The 24111-nt window shown below is 43.0% G+C and carries 22 protein-coding genes and 1 riboswitch; of the genes, 3 read left to right on the top strand and 19 right to left on the bottom strand.

What is annotated here, in order from left to right:
- Positions 1-35: 35 nt before the first annotated feature.
- The 8 genes from QYG89_RS14970 to QYG89_RS14935 all read right to left on the bottom strand — a co-directional run bounded on the left by QYG89_RS14970 (position 36) and on the right by QYG89_RS14935 (position 9347).
- On the bottom strand, positions 36-2225 hold the full coding sequence (locus QYG89_RS14970) for a bifunctional diguanylate cyclase/phosphodiesterase (RefSeq protein ID WP_404318724.1): 2190 nt from the start codon (positions 2223-2225) through the stop codon (positions 36-38).
- A gap of 43 nt (positions 2226-2268) precedes the next feature.
- On the bottom strand, positions 2269-3999 hold the full coding sequence (locus QYG89_RS14965) for a methyl-accepting chemotaxis protein (RefSeq protein ID WP_404318721.1): 1731 nt from the start codon (positions 3997-3999) through the stop codon (positions 2269-2271).
- Between the two features lie 18 nt (positions 4000-4017).
- Positions 4018-6198, bottom strand: a complete 2181-nt coding sequence (locus tag QYG89_RS14960; protein ID WP_404318719.1) for a sensor domain-containing protein — start codon at positions 6196-6198, stop codon at positions 4018-4020.
- 42 nt (positions 6199-6240) lie between these two features.
- A riboswitch (cyclic di-GMP riboswitch) is annotated at positions 6241-6324 on the bottom strand.
- 107 nt (positions 6325-6431) lie between these two features.
- Positions 6432-6953 (bottom strand): MogA/MoaB family molybdenum cofactor biosynthesis protein, encoded by a 522-nt coding sequence (locus tag QYG89_RS14955; protein ID WP_404318716.1) that lies wholly within the window; start codon positions 6951-6953, stop codon positions 6432-6434.
- A gap of 23 nt (positions 6954-6976) precedes the next feature.
- Complete coding sequence (gene moaA / locus QYG89_RS14950; protein WP_404318713.1) at positions 6977-7987, bottom strand: GTP 3',8-cyclase MoaA; 1011 nt, start codon at positions 7985-7987, stop codon at positions 6977-6979.
- Positions 7988-8030: 43 nt separating this feature from the next.
- Positions 8031-8657 (bottom strand): molybdenum cofactor guanylyltransferase, encoded by a 627-nt coding sequence (locus QYG89_RS14945; protein ID WP_404318710.1) that lies wholly within the window; start codon positions 8655-8657, stop codon positions 8031-8033.
- Between the two features lie 5 nt (positions 8658-8662).
- On the bottom strand, positions 8663-8893 hold the full coding sequence (gene moaD, locus QYG89_RS14940) for a molybdopterin converting factor subunit 1 (RefSeq protein ID WP_404318708.1): 231 nt from the start codon (positions 8891-8893) through the stop codon (positions 8663-8665).
- Positions 8886-9347 carry a molybdenum cofactor biosynthesis protein MoaE gene (locus QYG89_RS14935; RefSeq protein WP_404318730.1) on the bottom strand — a complete coding sequence of 154 codons (462 nt, stop codon included), beginning with the start codon at positions 9345-9347 and terminating at the stop codon, positions 8886-8888. Before QYG89_RS14935 ends, moaD begins: the two co-directional genes overlap by 8 nt.
- 99 nt (positions 9348-9446) lie before the next feature.
- On the opposite strand from QYG89_RS14935, the gene moaC reads away from it, so the two are divergent.
- The gene (moaC, locus tag QYG89_RS14930) at positions 9447-9941 is read left to right on the top strand and encodes a cyclic pyranopterin monophosphate synthase MoaC (RefSeq protein ID WP_404318706.1); all 495 of its coding nucleotides are present in this window, start codon (positions 9447-9449) and stop codon (positions 9939-9941) included.
- Here the strand turns inward: moaC and QYG89_RS14925 are convergent.
- The 5 genes from QYG89_RS14925 to QYG89_RS14905 all read right to left on the bottom strand — a co-directional run bounded on the left by QYG89_RS14925 (position 9938) and on the right by QYG89_RS14905 (position 15100).
- A complete protein-coding gene (locus QYG89_RS14925; protein ID WP_404318703.1) occupies positions 9938-10960 on the bottom strand; it encodes a ThiF family adenylyltransferase in 1023 nt (340 codons plus the stop codon). The genes moaC and QYG89_RS14925 overlap by 4 nt on opposite strands.
- A gap of 433 nt (positions 10961-11393) precedes the next feature.
- Positions 11394-11921 carry a molybdopterin-guanine dinucleotide biosynthesis protein B gene (mobB, locus tag QYG89_RS14920; RefSeq protein WP_404318700.1) on the bottom strand — a complete coding sequence of 176 codons (528 nt, stop codon included), beginning with the start codon at positions 11919-11921 and terminating at the stop codon, positions 11394-11396.
- Positions 11912-13177, bottom strand: coding sequence for a molybdopterin molybdotransferase MoeA (locus QYG89_RS14915; protein WP_404318697.1), 1266 nt, complete (start codon positions 13175-13177; stop codon positions 11912-11914). Before QYG89_RS14915 ends, mobB begins: the two co-directional genes overlap by 10 nt.
- A gap of 27 nt (positions 13178-13204) precedes the next feature.
- On the bottom strand, positions 13205-13327 hold the full coding sequence (locus QYG89_RS14910) for a hypothetical protein (protein WP_404318695.1): 123 nt from the start codon (positions 13325-13327) through the stop codon (positions 13205-13207).
- Between the two features lie 375 nt (positions 13328-13702).
- Positions 13703-15100 (bottom strand): M28 family peptidase, encoded by a 1398-nt coding sequence (locus QYG89_RS14905; protein WP_404318694.1) that lies wholly within the window; start codon positions 15098-15100, stop codon positions 13703-13705.
- A gap of 264 nt (positions 15101-15364) precedes the next feature.
- Between QYG89_RS14905 and QYG89_RS14900 the strand changes: the two genes are divergently transcribed.
- Positions 15365-16162, top strand: coding sequence for an SDR family NAD(P)-dependent oxidoreductase (locus QYG89_RS14900; protein WP_404318691.1), 798 nt, complete (start codon positions 15365-15367; stop codon positions 16160-16162).
- Between the two features lie 178 nt (positions 16163-16340).
- Positions 16341-17753, top strand: a complete 1413-nt coding sequence (locus QYG89_RS14895) for an FMN-binding glutamate synthase family protein (protein WP_404318688.1) — start codon at positions 16341-16343, stop codon at positions 17751-17753.
- A 218-nt stretch (positions 17754-17971) separates the two neighbouring features.
- Here the strand turns inward: QYG89_RS14895 and QYG89_RS14890 are convergent, their stop codons facing one another.
- The 6 genes from QYG89_RS14890 to QYG89_RS14865 all read right to left on the bottom strand — a co-directional run bounded on the left by QYG89_RS14890 (position 17972) and on the right by QYG89_RS14865 (position 24102).
- On the bottom strand, positions 17972-19063 hold the full coding sequence (locus QYG89_RS14890) for a GerAB/ArcD/ProY family transporter (protein WP_404318685.1): 1092 nt from the start codon (positions 19061-19063) through the stop codon (positions 17972-17974).
- A 95-nt stretch (positions 19064-19158) separates the two neighbouring features.
- Positions 19159-20259 (bottom strand): GerAB/ArcD/ProY family transporter, encoded by a 1101-nt coding sequence (locus tag QYG89_RS14885; RefSeq protein ID WP_404318683.1) that lies wholly within the window; start codon positions 20257-20259, stop codon positions 19159-19161.
- Positions 20260-20346: 87 nt separating this feature from the next.
- Positions 20347-21447, bottom strand: a complete 1101-nt coding sequence (locus QYG89_RS14880) for a GerAB/ArcD/ProY family transporter (RefSeq protein ID WP_404318680.1) — start codon at positions 21445-21447, stop codon at positions 20347-20349.
- A 97-nt stretch (positions 21448-21544) separates the two neighbouring features.
- Positions 21545-22645, bottom strand: a complete 1101-nt coding sequence (locus QYG89_RS14875; RefSeq protein WP_404318678.1) for a GerAB/ArcD/ProY family transporter — start codon at positions 22643-22645, stop codon at positions 21545-21547.
- 57 nt (positions 22646-22702) lie between these two features.
- Positions 22703-22924 (bottom strand): hypothetical protein, encoded by a 222-nt coding sequence (locus QYG89_RS14870; protein ID WP_404318676.1) that lies wholly within the window; start codon positions 22922-22924, stop codon positions 22703-22705.
- Positions 22921-24102 carry a Ger(x)C family spore germination protein gene (locus tag QYG89_RS14865; protein WP_404318673.1) on the bottom strand — a complete coding sequence of 394 codons (1182 nt, stop codon included), beginning with the start codon at positions 24100-24102 and terminating at the stop codon, positions 22921-22923. Before QYG89_RS14865 ends, QYG89_RS14870 begins: the two co-directional genes overlap by 4 nt.
- Positions 24103-24111 lie beyond the last annotated feature (9 nt).

Genomic DNA, 24111 nt, shown 5'->3' with positions numbered 1-24111 from the left:
TGACTCGGCAGCTGCCGAGTCAGGCCTCATCTTTTTTATTTATTCGTTATACACTCGTCAGTCAGCCTTTCACAATAGGAGATCGCGCGTTCTTCTAACTCATAGAACGTTTCCTCTAGTTCCTCAGGTGGTATCGGCGGACTGAAAAGATATCCCTGTACGTGATAACAATGATGTTTCCACAAAAACCTTAACTGTTCAACACGTTCGATACCTTCCGCAATCGCTTCAATTTGAAGATGTTCTGTAATAGACATAATCATCGAAATTAAAGCCGCATCATGATTGTTCGTTTGCACCTGCTGGATAAATGAACGATCAATTTTTAAACAGTCGATTGGAAGGTCTTTCAAGTAGCATAAAGAAGAATAACCCGTTCCGAAATCATCCACGGCGATCCGTATCCCGATCCTCTTTAGATCAGTAAGGACCCCGGCTGCATAACTGACATTCATCGTCATGCTTTCAGTGATCTCTAATTCTAAAAAGCGGGGCGGCAATCCCGTCTCCTTTAGGCTTTCCTTTACGATATCAATTAAATTTTGCTGAAAAAATTGCCGGGCAGATAAATTAACTGCTATAGCGAAAGGAGGAAATCCTCGATCATGCCAGCACTTCAACTGTCTGCAGGCGGTTTTCAATACCCATTCCCCAATTGGTATAATAAGACCAGTTTCCTCAGCAATCGGAATAAATTGACCTGGTGAAATCCACCCCTTCTCAGGATGCTTCCAACGGATTAATGCTTCTAAAGAGAGAATACGACCCGTACGCAAGTCGAACTGCGGCTGATAATTAAGATACAGTTCCCCTTTATCTATCGCTTTATGCAGATCGTGTTCCAGTACTAACCGATCGAGAAATTGTTGATCCATAGACGAACGGTACATCGTGTACCGGTTCACTTCTCCCCTCGCTTCACACATCGCAACTTGTGCCTGCCTCAGAAGTTCGTTCTCATTCTTTCCACGTTCTGGATAAAGTGAAATACCAATATTCAGTGTAATGTTTAATTGCAAATGCTGCACTTGAAAAGGCTCTTTCATTCGTGAGTGAATATATCGGCAAATAGCGGCAGCTTCCTCTTCTCCTTCCATAAAATTGAGAAAGACAGCAAACTTTTCACCCCGCATCTTTCCTACAAATAATTCCTTAAAGGAATCTTCCCGGAAACGAGCGGCAACCGATTGAAGAACCAAATCTCCAAAAGAATGACCAAGAGATTCGCTAATCGTATGAAAACGGTCAATTTCCAGCACGAATACCGCTTTTGACTTTTCAGGTTCTCGTTTAAGACTACGAGCTAGTTTCTCCGTAAAATAACGCATGTTAGGCAGCTTTGTCAGCTCATCATGATGCGCTATATAATACAGTGACTCCTCCGACTTTTTTAGCCGCTTTCTTGCCTCCTCTAACAGCCGAAAAGGCTCCTCGACAGACGTATAGTACAACGCCCTTAGCAAACAATAAAAGCCAGTCAGCTGAAATAAATGGCCAATACAATTAATCAAGTCATTGACACTTTTATAAGAAGTGAACAGTGAATCACTGATGATCAAATAGATAGAAGCGATCGCCATCATACAATTACGGGTTTTTGCTGTTTTGAACGTCTTGATTAAAATCAATACACAAAAAAGCTGCAATGCGATCGCCGCGTATTGCAGACTATTTTTTAACGCTGTCGTCCCCTCTCCTTCTACTACTAACTCAGGCAGTAACTTAGCAGGGTAAAAAAGAACCGTGACCCAAACAGCTGCGTGAATAAAAGCTAGAAAGTAAGCGATCCAACGATATTGAGAGTTTATCTGCTTTTCTGCCGACACGACAATCAGCAGCAAGCCGCCAGCCTGCATTAAGCGGGAGACCATATAAAACCAAGTAGCTTTATACGGTGAACTTTCCATCAGAAAGAAGGGCATGCCTGTGTAAGTGACTGCATGGAACGTTTCCAATAAACCAACAGAGAAGAAAAGCGCTCCTAACCATAGCCGATGATTCGATAAAATATGTGGAAAGATCATCCACGCTTGAATAGCGATTGTAAAAGATGATGCGATAATGAAGATCTCAAAAATTAAATGGAGCGCAACATAATTCTGTTCTCCAAAAACATCAAATAACGGATCCTGAAACATTACAATAGGGATAAGAAACAAAAGAGGGAGCATCATTCCCCCTCTATTTGCTTTCCAAAATTCATTCTTCGTTTCTTGCCATTCCAAAGGCCCGCCTCCTTCCTCACACTCTAAAGCACATACAGTTTAGTTAAAGCTCCTTCTCCAGCTGCGATAACAGGACAATCACTTGATCAGATGCCCTTTGAAGCTGTTCAAAAGCATGTTGAGCTTCCTCTAAGTTCCCCATTTCATAACTCTGTACAGCTTGTTTTGCATAGTAATGGACGGCTTGATGAGGTTCTTCCAATTGTTGAAAAGCAGATTGATTTTTAATCCGCGGCGGGAGATCTCCATAGTACCATTGTCCGAGTCTGCATGATTCATAGGATGATACTTGCTGAGAATCCATTGTCTCTAAATCCAACAGCATGTTATACACTTTCCACTTCCACAGAAGATGATCGGTTTTTGCTGCTTTAATAATGTCTTTCGCATTCAATTTAATGTTCGTCGTAAAGAAAGTGAGACGATATTCGTCCATTTGCTTGCTCAGTTCAAGAATGACTTGAGCCGTTTGTTTAGCGATATCTTTGGAGAGAGTACTAAGGTCCAATATGGTTGAATTTTTCTGAGCAATTTCCATGACGGCAGAAGTCTGCTCTTCCGTCATAGCCGCAATTTGCGAAGTAGATCCGTTGATTTCCTGCATCGTCGAAACGATCGTTTCCAGTGCCTTATCTGCATGCTGGGCTTCTTTCACACTTCGTTCCACTAATTTCTCGGTATTTCCCATTTGTCGTGTAACGAGGCAGGAGACATTTTGTAATGATTCCATATTGGATGTAATTCGCATCGTTTGTTCTTTCGTATGTTCAGCTAATTTCCGAACCTCCGCAGCGACCACCGCAAATCCTTTTCCATGTTCACCCGCCCGGGCTGCTTCAATACTAGCATTTAAAGCGAGCAAATTCGTTTGGTCGGTAATTTCCCGGATGACTTTCACGATGCTTTGCGTTTGTTCAATCTCTTGATTCAGCTGACTAACTTGCCCCGCTACCTCTTTATATACTTGGCCTACCTGTTGAATATCTCCCAACGCTTCATTGATCACCTGTTTGCTTTGTTCGGCTGAACGGACTGCTTCATCTGTTTTTTCAGCTACTTTAATAGAATGATCAGCTACCTCCATAATGGACGCACTTACTTCTTCCGCAGCAGCTGTGACATTGTGGCTTGCTTCGATCATATTATCCATTTCTGTGATCAGCTGTTTCGTCGTATTAAGCTGTGTCACATCATTGAGCATATCGGAAACACCAAATAAAAAGGCTTTAAACGTTTCTTCCATGTATACTTCCACAATCAGCTGCTGATCAAAAGCCGCTAATTTCTGGATAGCAAGAACAGTCTTCATCATTTTATCAGGACGGTGATGCAGTTGTTCCATAAGTATCGTTGTCATCATTTGAATCAGCAAGTGGTGGGCGGAAATAAAATGTTCGGCTGTCAAGTGAATACGGCTATGTACTTTCCCGACGATAATTCTCGTCATCACATATTCTTTATCTACCTCTGCCTGCAGCAGCTGATCCACATACCGTTCCATCGTCATTCTTAAACGTTGAATCGTAGAATGCTCCATAATGATGTTCCTTAGATGATCAACAGACGTAATGTGCTCGTAAAATTGATTAACAATCTCTTCTTTATAAGACAAAAGGATGGGAGAAGCTTCTTTGACATCATCCAATGTCTCCTGGCTGACACCCATAAAAGCGAGCCGTTCTTTCACCCGCGCTCCCACTTCGGATATTTCTTGTGCATCGGAACTGTCCAAATACTCCATCCATGACTTTGGCCTTTTTGTAAAAAGATTCATCGCTTTCCCCCAATGTTTTTATATCACTATTTCGCCATTTCTCTTCTCAGTTCTTTTTGCTCCAATGGATTCTTTTAAATACTCTTCAAAGTCCTTATTAGATAATGGTTTACTAAATAGAAAACCTTGTCCCTGACCGCATCCGTCCGCATTAAGAATATCCAGCTGTTCTTGGTTTTCAACACCTTCTGCAATGACGTTGATCCCAAGTGTCCGCGCCAATGCCAAGACAGCTTGTACAATCGCCTGACTCTCTTCATTTTGATGAATGTCACGAATAAAGGAAGCATCAATTTTCAATGTATCAACAGGCAAATGTTTGATATAACTGAACGAACTGTACCCTGTTCCAAAATCATCAATCGAAATGTGAACACCTAATTCCCTCAGCGATTGTAACGTATCCGCTGCATGATCGATATCAGCGAACACACTCTCCGTCACCTCCAGCTCCAGCCACTCTGGATCCAATTCTGTTTCCTTTAAAATCCCTTCGATCTTATCCACAATATTTGGATGGGCCAGCTGCCGGACAGACATATTGATGGAGACCTTTAACGGCGGATACCCTTTCTTTTGCCATTCTTTATTTTGACGGCATCCTTGACGAAGCACCCATTCTCCAAGAGGGAGAATCAATCCTGTTTCTTCAGCCAGCGGAATAAATTGATTAGGAGGGATTTTCCCTAGTTCCGGATGATTCCAGCGAACCAGCGCTTCCATTCCAATTAACTCATCTTTGGAAATATCCATTTTCGGCTGATAGTCAATATGAAAATGTTCAAGATGAATCGCTTTTCTCAACTCATTTTCTAAAAGAATACGTTCCAACGACTTCTCTTCCATACTAGCCTCAAACACCGCATATCCATTTCGTCCCCGCTCCTTCACCGCGTAAAGGGCAGTATCGGCTTTATTTAATAGTTCATCCGCTCCTTTTCCGTGATCAGGAAACCGCGCAATTCCGATGCTGCAAGTAAGGGTATATATCTGACCAGCAAGCTCAATCGGTTCTTGAAAATGCGCCTGGATTCTATGAGCAATCCGCTCAATTTCTTCTGTACTTGCTGCATCCGTCAACAAAACCGTAAACTCGTCTCCGCCTAATCGGGCCACTACATCAGTGGAACGAAGAGCCCGCTGAATGCGCTGGGCTGCTTCTGTTAGAATAAAATCGCCGCTCTCATGTCCCCATGAATCATTCACGTGCTTAAACCGGTCTAAATCGATAAACATAACAGCTAGCCGAGAAGAAGAACGTTTTGCCTGATCGACTTCCTTTTGTAAACGATTCATAAATAACCGGCGATTCGGCAGATCAGTCAATGTATCGTGGTAAGCTAAATGGTAAATGAGCCGTTCGGATTTTTTCCGCTCCGTCACATCCCGCATGACGAGCACGAGTTTTTTCACTTTGCCTTCTTCATCCCAAACTGGATTGATTCTCGTTTCCATGTCTTTATATTTATTTTTACTCGTTCGGATACGAAATTCTACGCGGGCAGACGTTCTCCTCTTAGCGGACAACAGCTCGATTTCATTCCGCAAAGAGGATTGATCTTCTTCATGCACCCAATGAAACAATTGACTGGACTGTAATTCAGAAAGATGATGGCCCAGCCATGCTGCATGGGAAGGTGAAACGTATCGGAAACTTCCTTCCGGGTCAATGACCGAGATCAAATCAGATGAATTCTCTGTAATTAAACGGTACTTTTCCTCGCTCCTTCTTATTTCTTCTTCCATTCGTTTACGAGAACTAATATCATTGCGGATCGAAACATACTGATAGGGCTTCCCCTTTTTATTTAAAAAAGGAACAATCGTTGTATCTACCCAGTAAGTGGAACCATCTTTTGCTTTATTTCTAATTTCACCTCTCCAAATTTCCCCGGAGCCGATCGCCGTCCACATTTGTTTGAAAAATCCTTTCGGATGATGATTAGAGTTTAAAATCCGATGATCCTGCCCGATTAACTCTTCCCGTTCGTATTTGGAAATTTTGCAAAACTGATCATTTACGTGAAGAATCTTCCCTTGCCGATCCGTGATCGCAACAATAGAAGATTGATCTAGTGCATATGTGACATCTGTTAACTCTTTCAATACACTTTCAAATGATTCATTTCCCTTCATTAACCGATCTTGCGAATACGAATGCATAGGCAATTTAGACGTCTCAGATTCTTTACTTATCATGTTGCTCCTCCTACCCCTATGTTCAATAAAAAAACCGACCCTAAAAAGCAGAGTCGGTTGCACTAGTTGCTCCAAGCCATTCAAGTGCCCACATACGAATGACTGTTCATCGCTTCCATCATACAATTTTTTATATAGACATGTAATATGTAACTTACAAACCATTATATTCCTACACAATCCATCATAGTTCGATAGACCTAATAAGTCAATCTAAAAATGTGGCAGAGCTTCTAACTTTCCTTGTGTAATTCGGCAACAATGTGACCAATTTCTCGAAGCACTAATTTTTCCATTGCTAACGTGACGGCTCCAGTAGAACCTGGAAGCGAGAACAGCACCGTTTTGTCAGCTACCCCGGCCACTGCTCGGGACATCATCGCTGCGGAACCGATGTCTTCTGTGTAACTAAGATAGCGAAAAAGTTCGCCAAATCCAGTCAGTTCTTTATCAAACAAAGGAGTGACTGCTTCAATCGTCACGTCACGTCTGGCAATCCCCGTTCCGCCGTTGATAATGACAGCATCAATGTCCCGGTCTTGAATTCCTTGTAAAACGATTTGCTGAATCTTTTCTTTTTCATCGGGAACAACGTGATAACGTGCAACGGAATGGCCGGCCGCTGTTAAACATTCTTTAATTTTCCTTCCGCTTTTATCTGTTTCTTCTGTTCTCGTATCACTGACTGTCAACACCTGGCAGGCGACATGCCTCGCTGCCTGCTTTTTATGAGCATGCACTTGCCTCTCACTCATGGACACCATTCCCTTCCTTGTAACTAACCACCAATATAAGACATTTCAATTTTTGGCCGTTTTTTCGCTGTTTCTTCTGTCCGTTCATCAGAATAACGATCCGTCCGGCGCTGCCAGATGGATGCAATGTACTCTTTCACTTCTTCTACTAAAGCGGAAGAACGAAGCACTGGCTTTAAATCGTGGCCTTTCGTCGCAAACAAACACGTGTATAGCTTGCCGTCAGCAGACACTCTTGCCCGGGTACATGTTGAGCAAAATGACTCAGTCACGGATGAAATGACGCCGAACTCACCACTGCCATCCGCGTATATATATCGGTCCGCTACTTCACCATAATATGCTTTATCAACCGGCTTCACAGGAAATTGACGATCGATCCGTTCAACGATTTCTTGTTTGGACACAACAGAGGAAAGCTGCCAGCCATTTGTACTTCCGACATCCATAAATTCAATAAAGCGGAGCGGTATGCCTTCATTTTTAAAGTAGGCGGCCATCGGCAAAATCTGTTCGTCATTTACACCTTTTTTAACGACCATATTTATTTTAATGTCAAGGCCCGCCGACTTCGCCGCTTCGATTCCTTTTAGCACAGTTTTCACGCTGACAGAGCGTCCGTTCATCCTCTTAAAGATGTCGTCATCAAGTGCATCCATGCTAATATTCACTCGCTGCAAGCCGGCATCTTTCAGCTCTTTCGCATATTTCGGAAGCAGCACGCCATTTGTCGTTAGAGCAATGTCTTTGATCATTGTTTTCGTGTATAAATCATGAATCAATTCGGGCAGATCTTTCCGCAGCAGCGGCTCGCCGCCGGTCAATCGGACTTTCTCTACGCCGAGTTCTGTTACCGCCTGAACCACTCGAATGATCTCTGAAAAGGATAAATAGTGCTCTTTCGGTAAAAACGGATAATCTGGGCCAAAAATCTCAGCCGGCATACAATAAGAGCAGCGGAAATTACACTGATCCGTCAAGGAAATCCGAATGTCTCTCAGCGGTCTGTTGAATTGATCTTTTACTTGCTTCATTCAATTCCCCTTTCTGGATGCCGCATAATTTTGCAGATTTCCGTTAATATAGCGGATCACTTGACCCATCAGCAAATAATTGACTGTAGGCATCCTTCGTATTAATATTTTCAAACCAGTTGTCAGCTGATTGTAATTCAACTTCAGTTAGTTGTTTCACATTTATTTTCTGTAAGAAATCCAGCATTCGGTAATTACCATCACTGAGCTGTTTCGTTACAATTGAAAAAACCCTTTGATGATAAACACCAACAAGCGGCTGCATCCTCCCCGCGATATTTGGGATAACAGCATCATATGCTTGGTCCGCAGCTGCTGCCAGCCGGCCTGTCACTTCTTTATTTACTAACGGCATATCACAAGGAAGAACGATGTACCAATTCGCCTTAAACTTCTTCATCACACTATACAAGCCAGCCAGCGGCCCTTTTCCGCAATAAGGTGCTGCATCTTCCATAACCTGAACAGCTGATTGCCGGCTGAATTGATTTGTAAGTGACGGATGACTGATAATGACGACTTCATCTGTAAAAGGAACGAGAGCTCGGATAGAGTACTCATAAAAATAATGGCCTTCGTATCGTACGAACGCTTTCGGCTCACCAAATCGTCTCGATTCTCCTCCAGCAAGTACGACACCGAGCCACTGCTTCTTGTTTTCCGCAGCCAACCTTCTTACCCGCCGCTCACTGGCGGAATAAGAGCGACCGTATCCCCAGATTGAATCATGTCATCTAAATCAGCATACTCTTCATTGACAGCTACAATTAATGTATCTGTATGAATCGAATACTTTTCATTCAGTTCATTTAATAATTCCCTCACTGTCAATTCATTATGCTGAAGTTCCACCTGCTCTTTTCCCACTTGTTCTTTTAAATGAGCAAAACAAAGAACGTTAATCATGAATTTGCACTCCTTTCGGCTTTCCTTCTGGATAAGCTTTCGTTTCCAGTTGATTCCCAATCCATTGTTCTCCATCTTCCCAATGCTCTTTCTTCCATATCGGCACAATTTGCTTAATTCTTTCAATCGCATATTCACTCGCCCGAAAGGCATCTTTACGGTGCGGTGTCGATACAGCAATGACAACCGCAATATCGGAAATAGTGAGATGTCCCGTTCGATGCGTAATAGCCGTCTTTGCATCAGGCCATTTTTGACTGATTTCCTCACCAATCTTTTGCAGCTGCTTTTCAGCCATCGACTGATACGCTTCATATGTTAACGACAGCGTTCGGCGGCCGTGCGTATATTCTCTGACTGTGCCAATAAAATTAGAAATAGCTCCCGCTTCAGGCCGAGTAACTTTCTTCGTTACTTCTTCAATCGAAATCGGCTGATCGGTCACAACGAACATTCGTTCCACTTCATCTTCACTCCCTGTCTATTCATAAACTATTAGCGTCTTGTCCATGTTACAATGAAAAAGAAAATAACTGTTGAAAAGAGGGTTCCTATGTCTGAGTTTACTCATTTTAATGAACAAGGAAGAGCAAAAATGGTCGATATTACTGAAAAACAGCCATCTAACCGCTTAGCTGTTGCTCAAACAAGCATCCTTGTGAATGAACAAATTTACGAGCAAATCACCAATCATACCATTAAAAAAGGAGACGTTCTCGCGGTCGCCCAAGTCGCCGGTATTATGGCAGCCAAACAGACGGCGATGCTCATTCCTATGTGCCATCCCATTCCAATCAGCGGTGTCGACATTACGTTTGACTGGTCAATTGAAGAGTCCGGCTATCGGTTATCCATCACCGTTTCTGTGAAAACAAAAGGCAGCACAGGTGTGGAAATGGAGGCTCTTACGGCAGCTTCTGCCTGCGCTTTAACGGTATACGACATGTGTAAAGCCATCGATAAAGGCATGGTGATCGGTCCGACCTATTTAATCGAAAAACACGGCGGCAAAAGCGGCGATTTTCACCGAAATGAGCCTGTCCGCTAACCGAACAGCTTCGCGTAATATTTTTTCGCTTCTGCCCCATCATTCGTTCCATGAATCAGCACCCGTCCGTCATAGAATACGGCAAGCCGATGAGGAGAAAAGTGAATCGTTACCATGTATGGATTGCGTGTAACCTTATAACCTTGCTTAGAAAAAGCGTCTTCTAGTTCTAAAAGATTCACTTTCCTCGCATGGGCTGGACGGATCTGTACCGTATTTCTCCCACACAGTACAGATGTTTTCACTAAATTCTCGTGAGACAAATATGGGTAAACCGGTGATTCACCGCATGTGGGGCAGGTTTTTCGTTTGACTTTGCTTACATTAATTTCTTTGTGCATATTCTTCCAAAGATCAAACATGATCAGTTTATCATTTAATGACTGCCAGTCTTCCACTAATATTTTCATCGCTTCAGTCACTTGATAAGAAACAACATGAGTAACTGCCGGGCTGATAATTCCTGCTGTATCGCACGTATGCCCGCTTCCGACTGCTCCCCGCTCCCATAAACAGCGAAGACATGGCGTCTGTCCAGGAAGAATGACGAATACCATCCCGTGGCTTCCCGTACAGGCTCCGTAAATCCATGGAATACCGAGCTGATGAGCAGCATCGTTGATCACTAGCCTTGTTTCATAGTTATCCGTTGCATCGATGATCAAATCTGCCTCTTCTGCTAAACCCAGCAGTTCAACGTACGACGCATCGATCACTTCGGCTTGGACAGCTACAGCTGAGTTAATCGCCGCCAGTCTTTGTTTCGCAGCAACCGCTTTTGGAATAGCAAGTTTCGCATCTTCCTCACTGTATAGCTGCTGCCGCTGCAAATTACTTTCCTCCACGTAATCACGGTCAACAATCGTCATTCGGCCGACTCCCGCCCTTACAAGCGCCTCTGCATTCCCCGTGCCGAGCGCTCCCGCACCGATGAGAAGCACATGCTTATTCTGTAATTTTTTCTGACCTTCTGCACCAATAGGAGAAAACAGTTCTTGCCTTGAATAACGTCCCTGCATTTTGACCTCCCTTTCTGACGGCAAAACTTATCGTTTAAACGGAATTTCCAACATGATCGTTTTTCCCTTTTCTAGAGGTATCTGTTCCATTCGTGTTTTGAAAAGCAAGTGCCCCAAGATCACTTGAAATCATTTACCTTAGTGTATCAAATATTTGAACAATTTGCTGTTTTTCAGTCCTTTAATTCATCATCATTCGTTTTCCCTTTATGCGTTTCTGCCGTTTTTCCAAATCAAAAACACTATCTCATTCTTACCATAAGAAAAAGATAGTGTTCTCCATATAGAGGATTATTCCCTTATCGTGAGAAGAAGGATTCAGGCTGTCGACCAACGCTCGCTTTTTCCCTTGTTTACCTGTCTATCGTGCTCATCATTCCGCCTGAGTATAGCTAACATACACTGTGTCTACACACTCTGAGTCAGCAACTTTTCATGTGTTCTTAAGCTGTTGTCCAACATAATCTATAAACCAATCTACATACATTCCTTCCTCAGTGAGCAGAAAAACAGGGTAATCCCGCCGCTCCCCTGCAAGCCGCTGCCAGCTGATCACAGCTTGAATATTTTTCAGCTGATCGAGCAATGGAAGATCTTTCTTCTCTTTAATTAACACGATTTTTGGATATTCCGCTTGTTTGTACCCTTCAATTAACAGCAAATCAACAGGAAGACAGCGGTACAGCGCAAGAATGTCTTCGAGTGTCCATTCTGCTTTTTCAGCGGTGATTTGCAGCGTCCCGCCGCCTTCCACACCGGCAGCAAGTGCGCCGGCCTGCCGGTGTTGCCCGCTGTCCTTTTGATCTTCAGCAAGTGTCGGCCTCCCTCCATGACCATGGTGTTTTAAAGAGGCGGTTGTCCAATTTCGGCACTTCGCTGCTTGAATGAGCTTCGTCATCAGCGTTGTTTTTCCGCTGTTTTGATAGCCCACCACTTGCAGAACCGGCTTACTCACTCCCACGGCCACTCACTTCCTTCATGTGAATCCAGCAGCAGCACATCGACTATGTCTTCTGTTTTAAATCCCCTCGTTCCACCCGGCAGCACCATCAATACGTCTGTATAGGCGAGTACAGCTACTGCGTTGGATTTATTAAAGCCGCTCGGATCTACCCGCAGCACACCGTCTGTCAGATCGATAGAACTTCTGACGAAACGAGTAAACGGGTTAGGTTTCAAAAAGTCTTGTGCCAGTTCCGCCTTCACCTTTTTTAGGTGAGGCTTCTCGGAGAACGAACGGTGGGAAATCACTGGACGGACAAATAGTTCAAAGCCAACATAGCAGGCGGATGGGTTTCCTGACAAACCGAATAAAATTTTCTCACCCGTCTTAGCAACCGTCGTGACACTGCCCGGCCGCATAGCTACTTTATTAAATAGGACCTCTGCTCCAATTTCCTTATACACATCCGGCAGTAAATCATAGTCGCCAACGGAAACACCGCCGGTAGTAATAAGCATATCAACTTTTTGCAGCGCTTCTCCAACAGCTGAAAGGCAAAGATCCAGCTGATCGGGCAGCTTGCCGAGATAAAGCGGCTCGGCCCCGGCCCGTTCAATTTGAGCTAAAATCATATGGGCATTGCTGTTGCGGATTTTCCCTGGCTGCAGCGGTTCGTTCACATCCAGCAGCTCTGATCCGGTTGCGAATACACCGATGACCGGCTTTTCTGCCACTTCCACCATGTGGTAACCGAATGTCGCCAATAGCGCCATGACACCTGGGTTAATATATTCACCTTTTTGAACGAGCACTTTTCCTTCTTCTGTATCTTCCCCGGCAAAAGAAATATTGTCGCCAGATGAAAACGGCCGTTTAATCGTCATATACTTGTCTGTTCCCTCGGTATGCTCCGTTGTCAGTTCAAACATAACGACTGCATCACAATCTTCAGGAACTTGTGCGCCTGTCATAATTCTGACTGCTTCCCGTTCTTGCAATTCGCCTGTAAACACAGACCCGGCTCCGATTTCACCAACGACCCGAAACGTCACTGGATGGTCCTTTGATGCCGCCTTGGAATCTTTAGCGCGAATAGCAAAACCATCATACGGAGAACGGTCAAATGGCGGGACCGGATGACTTGCGATAATATCTTGAGCGAGCCGGCGGCCGTATGCTTGATCAATATGTATCGTTTCTTTCTTTCCGCTTCCGGCGGCCGTCATCACTTTTCGTACAGCCTCGGCAACGGTAATCGGTTTTCTTATCTCCAACTTCCCTATCCCCTTTTTATCTATTAGTTATCCCTCTCCAAAAAGCAGCGGCTCTTCATCACAGCTATGGATTTCATTGACGAGCAGCAAGCCGGTGAAGCGATCAATGACTGCCCTTGTTACACCATCTGCAGTCAGCTGTTCCCACAACCCCTTAGCCAACCTGCATAGCAGGTCATGAATACTTATTCCAATTGTATCGCAAAGCAGCTTAGGGATCAAAATTCCAGCTACATGGAGGAAGAAAACGAAGATAATCCCTCAGTGAGACAGAAGGCTTCCCCATTTTAGTTTTTTCTTTTTCAAAAATTCACTCAATCTTGCAGACCAGCCAAATTGATCCGTATTACTGATAAAAAATGGCGTTTTCTATCTTGTAAATCTATTATTTGGCTGCTTATTAGAGGGTTTTTATTTTTGAATTTCGCACATAGTGAAATGAGTTCTGTTATAAGATGTAACGATCTCTATTTCATAATAAAACTATAAAAAAGAACAGCCAATTTTGACTGCTCTTTTTATACTTTATAGCGGACGATTCTCGAATGGCGGCTCTACCGGTTTTGGAGCTGGTTTTGCCCATTCGAGTGCCGGTGTATCCTTGCGGGCGATTTGGTAAACGCCTGCGCTCACTACTTTTGCCATGTTTTCCATTTTTTCTTTGCTGATTTTATCGATGGTATCAGTTGGCTGATGATATTCCGGTTCTAGAGGAGCATAGCTAAAGGCGGCAGCTTGGATTCCTCTCTCATGAAACGGCTGGTGATCACTTCGGCCGACTTTTCCATAAGTAAGCGGCTTAAATACACGCATGCCCGCTGAAGCACCAGTATTGGTGACCACATTTCGCTTCCCATCGACTGTGAACATAATCATGTCACCGGCGTTTTTGCTGCCGACCATATCAAAGTTAAACATGCCGACAGAACGGGCAGCCTCTTCTGCGGTTAAAGTAGACACGTAATGATAAGAACCGAGCAAACCAAGTTCTTCTGCACCAAATGTAATAAAGCGAATTTCCGTATCTGTTTGTTGGCTGCTTAATATACGGGCAATCTCAAGGTTCACTCCTACACCAGATGCATTATCACTGGCACCAGGTGATCCCGGCACAGAATCATGATGCGACCCAACGTACAAAATCTGGCCGGTATCATGATTTGTGTGGGCTTTTTTCGTTGCAATCACATTATGAGAAGTTTTCGTAACGATGCCTGCTCCAATGACTTTCACCGTGGCTGTAACAGCTTGTCCCTCATCGAGAAGAGTCTTTAATGCTACCCCTTCCTCTTGTGTCAAACCGAGTGTAGGGACATAATTTCCGGATGAAGGAATGCTGCTTTTAAGCGTGCCGGCTGTATTATTGTAAATGAGCACAGCTTTTGCTCCAGCAGCTGCGGCATTAGCTGCTTTATCTGCAAAAGTAAGCTCTCCTCGTTGTATTAATACAATTTTTCCTGTTACATCTTTTCCGGCAAAATCAGACGCTGTTCCAAGTCCTGCGTAGACAACTTCACTCGTTACACCTTCATCTGGAGTATTAGGAGAGTATCCAAATACATGCGGCTCAAATTTCTTCCCCGTTATTTCATTGATTTCAAGAGACACATCTTCTGCTTCCTTATAGGTTTGGAATTTGAATGGCTGAATGTCTACATCCAGGCCATAAGAGCGGTACTGATCGGCAATATAATCGGCTGCTCTTTTTTCTGCATCAGTTCCCGCTGCCCGCTCACCGATACCGACCGATAATTCGAATACATGCCCATATATTTTTTCGGCATCTATTTTTTTAACGATTTTATTGTCAAATGCCTGTGTGGCCGCTTGTCCTTTAATAGGCGTTTGATAAATCGCCAGCGGCATCATCACCATTCCCGCTGCCAGCGTTCCCGATAAAACTGCTTTTTTCCACTTGTTCATCTAAATCCCCCTCACTTCTTATTTTCCATTCATCGTTTCTTGTCTATGCAATGATGCTTGTTGTTAATAATCTTACAGCAAAGGAAATATTCCCAAAATAGGCTATTTTCAGTATATTTGAATAGATACCTAGTGTTTTAGTACTTTATTAGGATCAAAGATATTCCTCTTGCATCCATCAATTTTTTTCATACAACACTTTTTATATGCTATACTACAAAAAAGTTCAGTAAATTCCAATTTTTCAAAAAGGAGTCATTATTGATGAATATACATCCTCAATTTAACGGTAAAGTATGCCTTGTCACTGGGGCAGGAAGTGAGGCGGGTATTGGCTTTGCTTCCGCAAAAATCATTGGACAGCTCGGCGGGAAAGTAGCGGTTACGTCAACGACTGAGCGGATTTATGAGCGGGAGAAAGAATTAAAAGAGCTCGGTATTGATGCAAAAGGCTATACAGCCGATCTAATGGATTTTGAGCAAGCGGGACAGCTCGTACAAAAAATTGTACGTGACTATGGCAAAATCGATATTCTTATTAACAATGCTGGTATGGGACAAGTCGGTTCACCAGAAAAATTTATTCCTTTTGTCGAATTAGATGCAGAAGAATGGAATCTTTCTATTTCACGAAATCTATCTACCTGCTTTCACGTAACACGGGCGGTTCTTCCGCAAATGATTACGAATGAATACGGCAGAATTGTAAATGTTTCTTCTGTAGCCGGACCGCTCGTCAGCAACCCTGGGGAATCCGGATACAGCGCAGCAAAAGCGGCTATGGTCGGCATGAGCAAAGGCATTGCCATTGAAGTCGCTAAACACAACATTACGGTAAACAATGTAGCTCCAGGTTGGATTGCTACTGGAGCACAAACTGATCACGAAAGAGCGGCCGGCGAGAATACACCGATGGGCAGAAATGGCCGGCCCGAGGAAGTGGGCCATTTAATTGCATTTTTAGCCTCTGAACAAGCATCTTATATTACAGGGCAGCTCTTCGTTGTTGATGGTGGAAATACGATTCAAGATTATAAAGGCCCGCGGGAAGATTATTATTAAACGCTGCCTTCAACCTATTCCAGATTACTCCATTATCCAACTCTCCATTTCTTCATGAATAAATGAAAAGAAAACAGGGAATCCTGGTAATAAATTACAACCTTCCAACGAATTTTCCGACCATTGAGAAACAACAACGGAAGGTTGTAAATTTATATCAATAGCGGAGTAAAAAAATATGCCTAACATTTTGTTCTATTTGACTTTTGGAATGATCGTTATCTTATTTATTGTCTTTCTATTTATGCTGATTGGCTGGCGGTGGATCATGAAAATAGTTGTGAGAAAAACAGCTAAAATTATTTTAACCGACAGTTATCAAGAAAATCTGATGGAACTGATGCCAGGCCTTCGGCATATGGGTGTTCAAAATGTGATTGAAAATAGCTTACGTGCAGAAACGGGAGATGTCCTTCACCGCCCGCTTGGTTCTTCAAAAAAATGGCCTCACTTCGATCCGATTACCTTTATCCCTGCACAGACGTCCCCGTTTGCAGTCAGCGGCGATGAAGAAGTGGATGTAAGTGTTACCATTGGACCGAAAGCAAAAAAGCCAATGAACATTCAAATTCCGCTCATGATCAGCGGAATGGCTTATGGCATCGCATTTAGTGAACAAGCTAGACTCTCTTTGGCAGAAGCGGCTAAAAATGCAGGAACAGCCCTGAATTCTGGTGAGGGCGGCGTGATGCCTGAAGAAATAAACACAGCTGGAAAGTATATTTTACAATTTTCCAAAACCGAATGGGCGAAGGAAGATGAACTGATTAAACGTGCCGATATGATTGAAATAAAGCTCGGACAAGGAGCGCTTCTTGGAATGGGCGCCAGAATTTCACCTGACAACTTAACAGGACGTGCCCGTGATATTATGGGGCTCAAAGAAGGCGAAACGGCGGTGATCCATGAACACTTTTTCGAAAACCAAACGTTAAATGATTTGAAAGAGCTGGTGGACAAACTTCGCAAACTGACAGGCGGCGTGCCGATCGGTGCCAAAATAGGAGCAGGCGGTAAAATTGAAGAAGACATTGATCATTTACTTGAGATGGGCGTCGATTATATTGCCATTGATGGCGGACAAGGAGCTACACATGGTGCCCCTCCTATTTTAGCTGATGACTTCGGAATTCCGACATTACATGCCGTTGTCCGGGCAAGCAATCATTTGGAAAAAAGAAAGATGAAAGATCAAATCAGCCTTATTATCGCTGGAGGCATGTTAGTACCCGGTCATTTTTTAAAAGCATTGGCACTCGGTGCGGATGCTGTGTATTTAGGCTCTGCTATATTATTCGCTGTCTCACATGGGCAATCCATTAATGCGCTCCCCTTTGAACCGCCGACACAAGTGGTTTGGAATGACGGTAAATTCAAAGATCAATTTAAGACGGAAGAAGGAGTAAAAACGGCGGAAAAATTCTTAACGGCCAGCACGGAAGAAATGAAAATGGCTTTAAGAGCTATGGGAAAACACTCTTTAAAAGAGTTGTCAAGAAAAGATTTAGTATCGTACGACGAGTTGACTGCCCAAATGGTTGGCATTCCATTTTCATTTGAACCATGGGAAGATACAAATAAGGAGAAATGAGTAATTTCACGAATTGCCGTTTCTCCTTTTTTCCATTCCTCTATTTACCTCAAAACTTGCACAGCTTAAATAGTTTGTAGTGCATATGAATGTTCGTCCCCTCTTTTCCGTGAACATATCAAATAATAAAATCGCGATCATTGCTTGTCCGTTATTTGATCAAACCAGCTTACAACACGCCTTCATCTGTAAATGAATAAACATCAAATCAGCTCGTGTTAGAACCTGCTTGCTTTTTTTTTCTTGACAACGCCGACGACTAGTAACAATAGTGGAAGAACAACCTGATAAAAATTTGCGTAAAATGGAAGAACAGTGTCTTCATAACGGCTAAATGCCATCATATTAGGTACGGACCAAAAGCTCAGTTGGACAATGAGAATGCCTATCGGCCAGACAATCGGCCGGTAATCCGCAAGGTTCAGCCACTGCGCAGTACCTAAAACAACCACATAATAAAACACTGAAATTTTGACAAAAGCACCCACAATCCAAACAGCCATGACAACGGCATCCAAATTTTCGAAAAAATCAGCGTAGCTGATGTATCGGCTTGCATTCATCAAAGGATACGTCTTAGAGGCTGTTGTTATACCGAGTACAAAAAGAACCGTAAGATTCACTACGACTAATGTGATCATCACGCCAAACGTCGTAATCATGCTGTATTTCATTCCCTTTTCCCGATCTGCTAAAAATGGAAGAAAAAAAATGATCAGAAACACTTCTGTCAGCCAGGAGCTTGGCATCATCGCACCTTTGATCGGAGGCACTACTCCTCCTTCTAATATAGGAAATATATTTCCAAACTCAAAATAAGGACTTAATAAGAAGACCATCACGATAAGCGGAATAACAAAGACAGGAAAAAACAATTGGGCTATTCTTCCGAGCACCTCTATTCCTCCATAGACGACGAATGCGCAAAGAAATACCATTGATGCAATAATGACAATAAGTGGAGTTTCGAACAAAAATGAGTTTACGATAAACTCACCGTATGCGCGCGTAATTTCTCCCGTGCTTTGGAGGTAATACGCTAAAATAAAAAAGCCGAGAACCTTTGCTGGAATCTGGCCAATAATCTGTCCGGTAAACTGAATGACCGTTTGATTCGGATATAGTTTGGATAATCCAACAGCTATGTAAACTGACACAAATCCGGGAAGAGCCGCTAAAATAGGCGACAGCCATAAGTCTTGTTTCGCGTAGGCCGCCGTAATGCTTGGAACCGAAAGAATCGCCGTAGCGACAACCGCAGGGTACAGCAGCATCGCCATCTGCAGCGCTGAAATTTTGCCCTTTTCCATCCTCTTCCTCCTTTCTGTACATACACCGAAAAGTGTACTCACGTCGTTTATCACAGCTGTACTTTTCTATAGACGATGTTTCAGCAAATGCTAAATCAACTCGTTTGAGAGGCCGCCTGCTTTCTTTTTCGTATAATAGCAATCACTAATAAAAGCAGGGGGAGCACCATTTGAATGAACAGCGAATAAAAAGGGAAGGTCGCGACATTATAATGGTTAATTTCCATCATGTTAGGGAGTGACCAAAAGCTAAACTGTACGATCAAAACTCCTAATGGCCAGACAATCGGCCGGTAATCCGCAAGATTCAGCCACTGGGCAGTTCCTAAAGCAGCAGCATAATAAAAGACGGAGATTTTGACAAAGGCCCCAATGATCCACACAGCCATGATGACAGACTCTACATTTTCGAAAAAGTCTCCGTAGCCGATATATCGTGCTACATTCAGCACTGGGTATGCCTTAGAGGCTGTCGCTGCGCCAAGCGTCAAAAGGACAACAAGATTGACAATGACTAACGTCACCATGACAGCTGACACCGTTATCATTCCATATTTCATTCCTTTATCCTGATCCTTCAAAAAAGGAAAAAGAAAACTGATTAGAAAAAATTCCGCGAACCAGCCGCTCAACACAACTGCCCCTTTCATTGAGGGAACGATCCCTCTCTCTAATACCGGAAGTATATTTCCAAGTTCAAAATTTGGACTTACTATTGGAATAAACAAGAGAAACGGAATCACAAAAAGTGGAAAAAACAGCTGTCCTGCTCTTCCTACTACTTCCAATCCCCCGTATACAGTCAATGCACAAAGAAATGTCATCGATGCGATCATGACACTAATCGGTGTTTTGAGCAAAAAAGAGCCAACGATAAACTCTGCATACACTCTGAGAATCTGCCCAGTAATCTGGATATAAAAAAATAAAATAAAAAAAATGAAGACTTTTCCAAACAACCGTCCAATGATCTGTTCACTCATTTGAATGATCGTTTGACCTGGATAAATTTTATATAATAGAAAAGCCATAAAAACCGGCATAAATCCGCCAATGGATGCTAAAATAGGCGACAGCCATAAATCTTGTTTCGCGTAGGCCGCTGTAATGCTTGGAACCGAAAGAATCGCCGTAGCGACAACTGCAGGGTACAGCAGCATCGCCATCTGCAGCGCTGAAATTTTGCCCTTTTCCATCCTCTTCCTCCTTTCTGTACATACTTCTCCAAATAGAATCGCAACAGTTGCTTTTCTATAGATTATGTTCAAATGAAATACTCCAAGTTAACCCGCTTTAGAGCCTGCCTGCTTTCTTTTCTTGACTACAGCGACCATTAATAAAAGCAAAGGAATCACCGTTTGAATGAGGAGTGCGTAGAAAGGAAAGGCGGCAATGTTATAATGACTGATCTCCATCGTGTTAGGTAATGACCAAAAACTAAATTGTACGAGAAAAATTCCTATGGGCCAGACAATTGGCTGATAATCCGCAAGATTCAACAACTGAGCCGTACCTAAAACAGCGGCATAATAGAAGACAGATATTTTGACAAAGGCCCCGACGATCCACACGGCCATGATCACAGACCCTAAGTTTTCGAAAAAGTCAGCATAGCTAATGTATTCGCCTGCAGTCATAAGTGGATACTCTTTAGAGGAAATCGTTGCACCAAGTGTAAAAAGCATAACAAGATCTACAATGACTAACGTAACCGTAACAGCTAAAACTGTCATCATTCCGTGTTTCATCCCCTTCTTCTGATCTGCTAAAAAAGGGAGAAGAAACGTGATCAGAAAAAACTCCGTGAACCATCCACCCGTCACAATCGCCCCCTTAACAGGAGGCATCATACCTTCCTCTAAGATCGGGAGCACATTTCCAAGTTCAAAATTTGGACTTAATAGGGGGACAAACAAAAGGAGTGGCATAACAAAAAGCGGAAAAAACAGTTGAGCAGCTCTTCCTACTACTTCCACCCCCCCGTATACGGCCAATGCACAGAGGAATGTCATCGATGCAATGATTACGGTAATCGGAGTTTGAAATAGAAAAAAACTGACAATGAATTCAGCATAATCTCTAACAATTTCCCCAGTAATCTGGATATAAAAAAATACGATAAAAAAACTGATCGCTTTCCCCGGCAGCCAGCCAATGACCTGCTCACTGATTTGAATGATTGTTTGGCCCGGATACAGCTTATGCAATCGAACAGCAATAAAAACAGTCACAAATCCGATAAGGGAAGCTAAAACAGGCGACAGCCATAAATCTTGTTTCGCATATTTCGCTGTAATACTTGGAGCCGAAAGAATAGCGGTAGCGATAATGGTAGGGTATAGCATCATGGCCATCTGAAGCGATGAAATTTTCCCTTTCTCCATCCTCTTTCCCCTTTCCGTGCACTGACCAAAAATATAATCATGCTGCTATTACGACCACTACTTTTCTTTAAACTATGTTCAAATGACAACCACCCAGTTAACCCGCTTTACCCCCCGCCTGCTTTCTTTTCTTGATGACAGCGATTACTAATAAAAGCAAGGGAACCATCGTTTGAATGAAAAACCCATAAAAAGGGAACGTTAAAATGTTAAAACGGCTAATCTCCATTGTGTTAGGGAATGACCAAAAGCTAAATTGTACGAGAAAGATCCCTACTGGCCACACAATTGGCCGGTAATCCGCAAGATCTAGCCACTGGGCAGTGCCTAAAACAGCTGCATAATACAATACAGAAACTTTAACAAAAGCTCCAATGATCCAAACAGCCATAATGACTGCTTCTACGTTTTCAAAAAAATCAGCATAACTAATGTATCGGCCCGCATTCATAAGCGGATACTCTTTAGAGGACGTTGTTACACCAAGTGTCCAAAGAACAACCAGATTGACGACGGTTAACGTGACCATAACAGCCAACACTGTCATCATTCCATATTTCATTCCCTTGTCCTTATCAACTAAAAAAGGAAGGAGAAAGATGATCAGAAAAAATTCTGTGAACCATCCGCTCGTCACAATCGCTCCCTTAATTGGCGGCAGCATTCCTCTCTCTAATATTGGAAGCATACTTCCAAGTTCAAAATTTGGACTTAATAATGGGACGAACAAGAGAATCGGAATCACAAAAAGAGGGAAAAATAGCTGGGCCGCTCTCCCTACTACTTCTAATCCTCCATATACCGCCAGCCCACAAAGGAGTGTCATAGATGCAATGATTACAGTAATGGGAGTTTGAAACAAAAACGAACTGACAATAAACTCAGCGTACTCTCTGATGATTTCCCCATTAATATGGATATAAAAAAACAGAATGAAAAAGCTAATCACTTTTCCTAATACTTGTCCAACAATTTGTTGACTCATTTGAATGATCGTTTGATCTGGATAGAGCTTATGTAATCGCACAGCAATAAAAACGGTTATAAATCCGATGAAAGACGCTATAATAGGCGACATCCATAGATCTTGTTTCGCATATTTCGCTGTAATACTCGGAACCGAAAGGATCGCTGTAGCGACAATCGTAGGGTACAGCAGCATCGCCATCTGCAGCGATGAAATTTTGCCCTTCTCCATCCTCCTTCTCCTTTCCATCAACGTGCCGAAAAATAACACACTGTCAACCATAGAAGCTTACTTTTCCATAAACTTTCCAAACGGCTTAAAAATAGCTTCTATCCATGTAACCGGGCCAGCCATATGCTCGAGCTCGAACATAGACAGTCCTAAGCCGATGAGAAGCAATATGCTAAATACCCATTTGTCTTTTTTAGGAGTTTTCTTCATTTTCGGCCATTGAAATAAAACGATCACGAAGATGATAACAGCAGTAGCAAAAAATGCCCCCCACCTCATTGTTTTCGTACCTCCCTTCTTCCCTCAGATTCATTAATGTTTCCTTGTCTAAGAATGTGTGCTTTGACGTCCACATCTACTTCCACTTCAGGCAGTACTTCATCCCAGCGATGTGCGACCCGCCTCCATTGTTTTGGATACTTTCGATGAAACTCTTTGCCGAAATCTACAATATCCGCTTTCAGCTCATGCTGTACGGGCTTGATTGCCGAACCGATACGCTTTTTGATCGCATCTTCATACGCTGTTGTCACCTTTGCTAATGATTTAGGATTGTTAAGATCTAAATTTGTACCGTTTTGTATGACGCTTCCTTCCGTCTGCACCTTCACAAACATTTTCCACTTCTCACCTTGAATTTTTGGAATGAGATCAACTTTAATTGACACTGGGTTTAAAGAGATACTTCCCTTTAACTCTTTCGTTTTGACAGTTATCGTATAGTTCTTCACTTCATTCCTTATCCATAACAGCCCTCTCGTTTTCTTCTGGGACAGATGACCAATCATTCGATCTTTTTTAAACACAGCTGTTGCAAAGATTTTCGGATACTCGTAGGAGCCCTCATCATCTTTTTCTGTTGCTACTTTCAAATATGGAAGAGCCGCTGCCCGGGCTTCACCTGTCAGCATTTCGTCCATAGTTTGTAACGTCACTTTCATTCCAATGCCTAATTTCACCTGCTCTCGAACAGTTTCCGAGGAATCACGTTCCAGCCTTGTCTGCAATTCAAGAATACGTTTTGCTTTTCCTTTGCTGACAAATACATCTGCCCGTTCCCTTGGCTGTGGATGGCGAAGCAGGAAATCAACATGATCATGTATACCATCCTTCGCTGCCTTTTCACCAAAGATAAATACTTTACATTGTCCCCAAAATACTTTACGGGGCAATTCACTTTGTATCTTCGACAAGGCCTCTGCCACATTAGCGCCTGTCTGAGATGTAACTAAGGTCGTCTTTCCAGCACCTCCTCCTTGACCCCCTCCCTGTTGAGAGCCTCCTCCTAATGATTTAGGAACAACCACTTGGAGGGACAGCTGAATTTGTTTATCTCCCTTTTTATCAATCGCTGCTGCTGTCACGATGGCTAAGTCATTAATCTCTGTTCGATCCCAACAGCCGGTTAATAAAAAAAGTGATCCGCTTAAGGAGCATAGCAGCAGAATCCTTTTCATAAAACGATT

The organism is Bacillus lumedeiriae, from assembly GCF_044891285.1.
Lineage (GTDB): Bacteria > Bacillota > Bacilli > Bacillales > Domibacillaceae > Pseudobacillus > Pseudobacillus lumedeiriae.
Note: the sequence above shows the minus strand (reverse complement) of the source record. Positions and strands in the feature narration are given on the sequence as shown.

Coding starts and splice junctions, on each gene's coding strand:
- QYG89_RS14885 (WP_404318683.1), bottom strand. CDS start 20,259: ATGGAAAAGGGCAAAATTTCAGCGCTGCAGATGGCGATGCTGCTGTAC.
- moaC (WP_404318706.1), top strand. CDS start 9,447: ATGTCTGAGTTTACTCATTTTAATGAACAAGGAAGAGCAAAAATGGTC.
- QYG89_RS14955 (WP_404318716.1), bottom strand. CDS start 6,953: ATGAGTGAGAGGCAAGTGCATGCTCATAAAAAGCAGGCAGCGAGGCAT.
- QYG89_RS14965 (WP_404318721.1), bottom strand. CDS start 3,999: ATGAATCTTTTTACAAAAAGGCCAAAGTCATGGATGGAGTATTTGGAC.
- QYG89_RS14935 (WP_404318730.1), bottom strand. CDS start 9,347: ATGTTCGTTGTGACCGATCAGCCGATTTCGATTGAAGAAGTAACGAAG.
- moaD (WP_404318708.1), bottom strand. CDS start 8,893: ATGATTAACGTTCTTTGTTTTGCTCATTTAAAAGAACAAGTGGGAAAA.
- QYG89_RS14890 (WP_404318685.1), bottom strand. CDS start 19,063: ATGGAAAAGGGCAAAATTTCAGCGCTGCAGATGGCGATGCTGCTGTAC.
- QYG89_RS14875 (WP_404318678.1), bottom strand. CDS start 22,645: ATGGAGAAGGGCAAAATTTCATCGCTGCAGATGGCGATGCTGCTGTAC.
- QYG89_RS14870 (WP_404318676.1), bottom strand. CDS start 22,924: ATGAGGTGGGGGGCATTTTTTGCTACTGCTGTTATCATCTTCGTGATC.
- QYG89_RS14925 (WP_404318703.1), bottom strand. CDS start 10,960: ATGCAGGGACGTTATTCAAGGCAAGAACTGTTTTCTCCTATTGGTGCA.
- QYG89_RS14865 (WP_404318673.1), bottom strand. CDS start 24,102: ATGAAAAGGATTCTGCTGCTATGCTCCTTAAGCGGATCACTTTTTTTA.
- QYG89_RS14900 (WP_404318691.1), top strand. CDS start 15,365: ATGAATATACATCCTCAATTTAACGGTAAAGTATGCCTTGTCACTGGG.
- moaA (WP_404318713.1), bottom strand. CDS start 7,987: ATGAAGCAAGTAAAAGATCAATTCAACAGACCGCTGAGAGACATTCGG.
- QYG89_RS14905 (WP_404318694.1), bottom strand. CDS start 15,100: ATGAACAAGTGGAAAAAAGCAGTTTTATCGGGAACGCTGGCAGCGGGA.
- QYG89_RS14880 (WP_404318680.1), bottom strand. CDS start 21,447: ATGGAGAAAGGGAAAATTTCATCGCTTCAGATGGCCATGATGCTATAC.
- QYG89_RS14895 (WP_404318688.1), top strand. CDS start 16,341: ATGCCTAACATTTTGTTCTATTTGACTTTTGGAATGATCGTTATCTTA.
- QYG89_RS14960 (WP_404318719.1), bottom strand. CDS start 6,198: ATGATAAGTAAAGAATCTGAGACGTCTAAATTGCCTATGCATTCGTAT.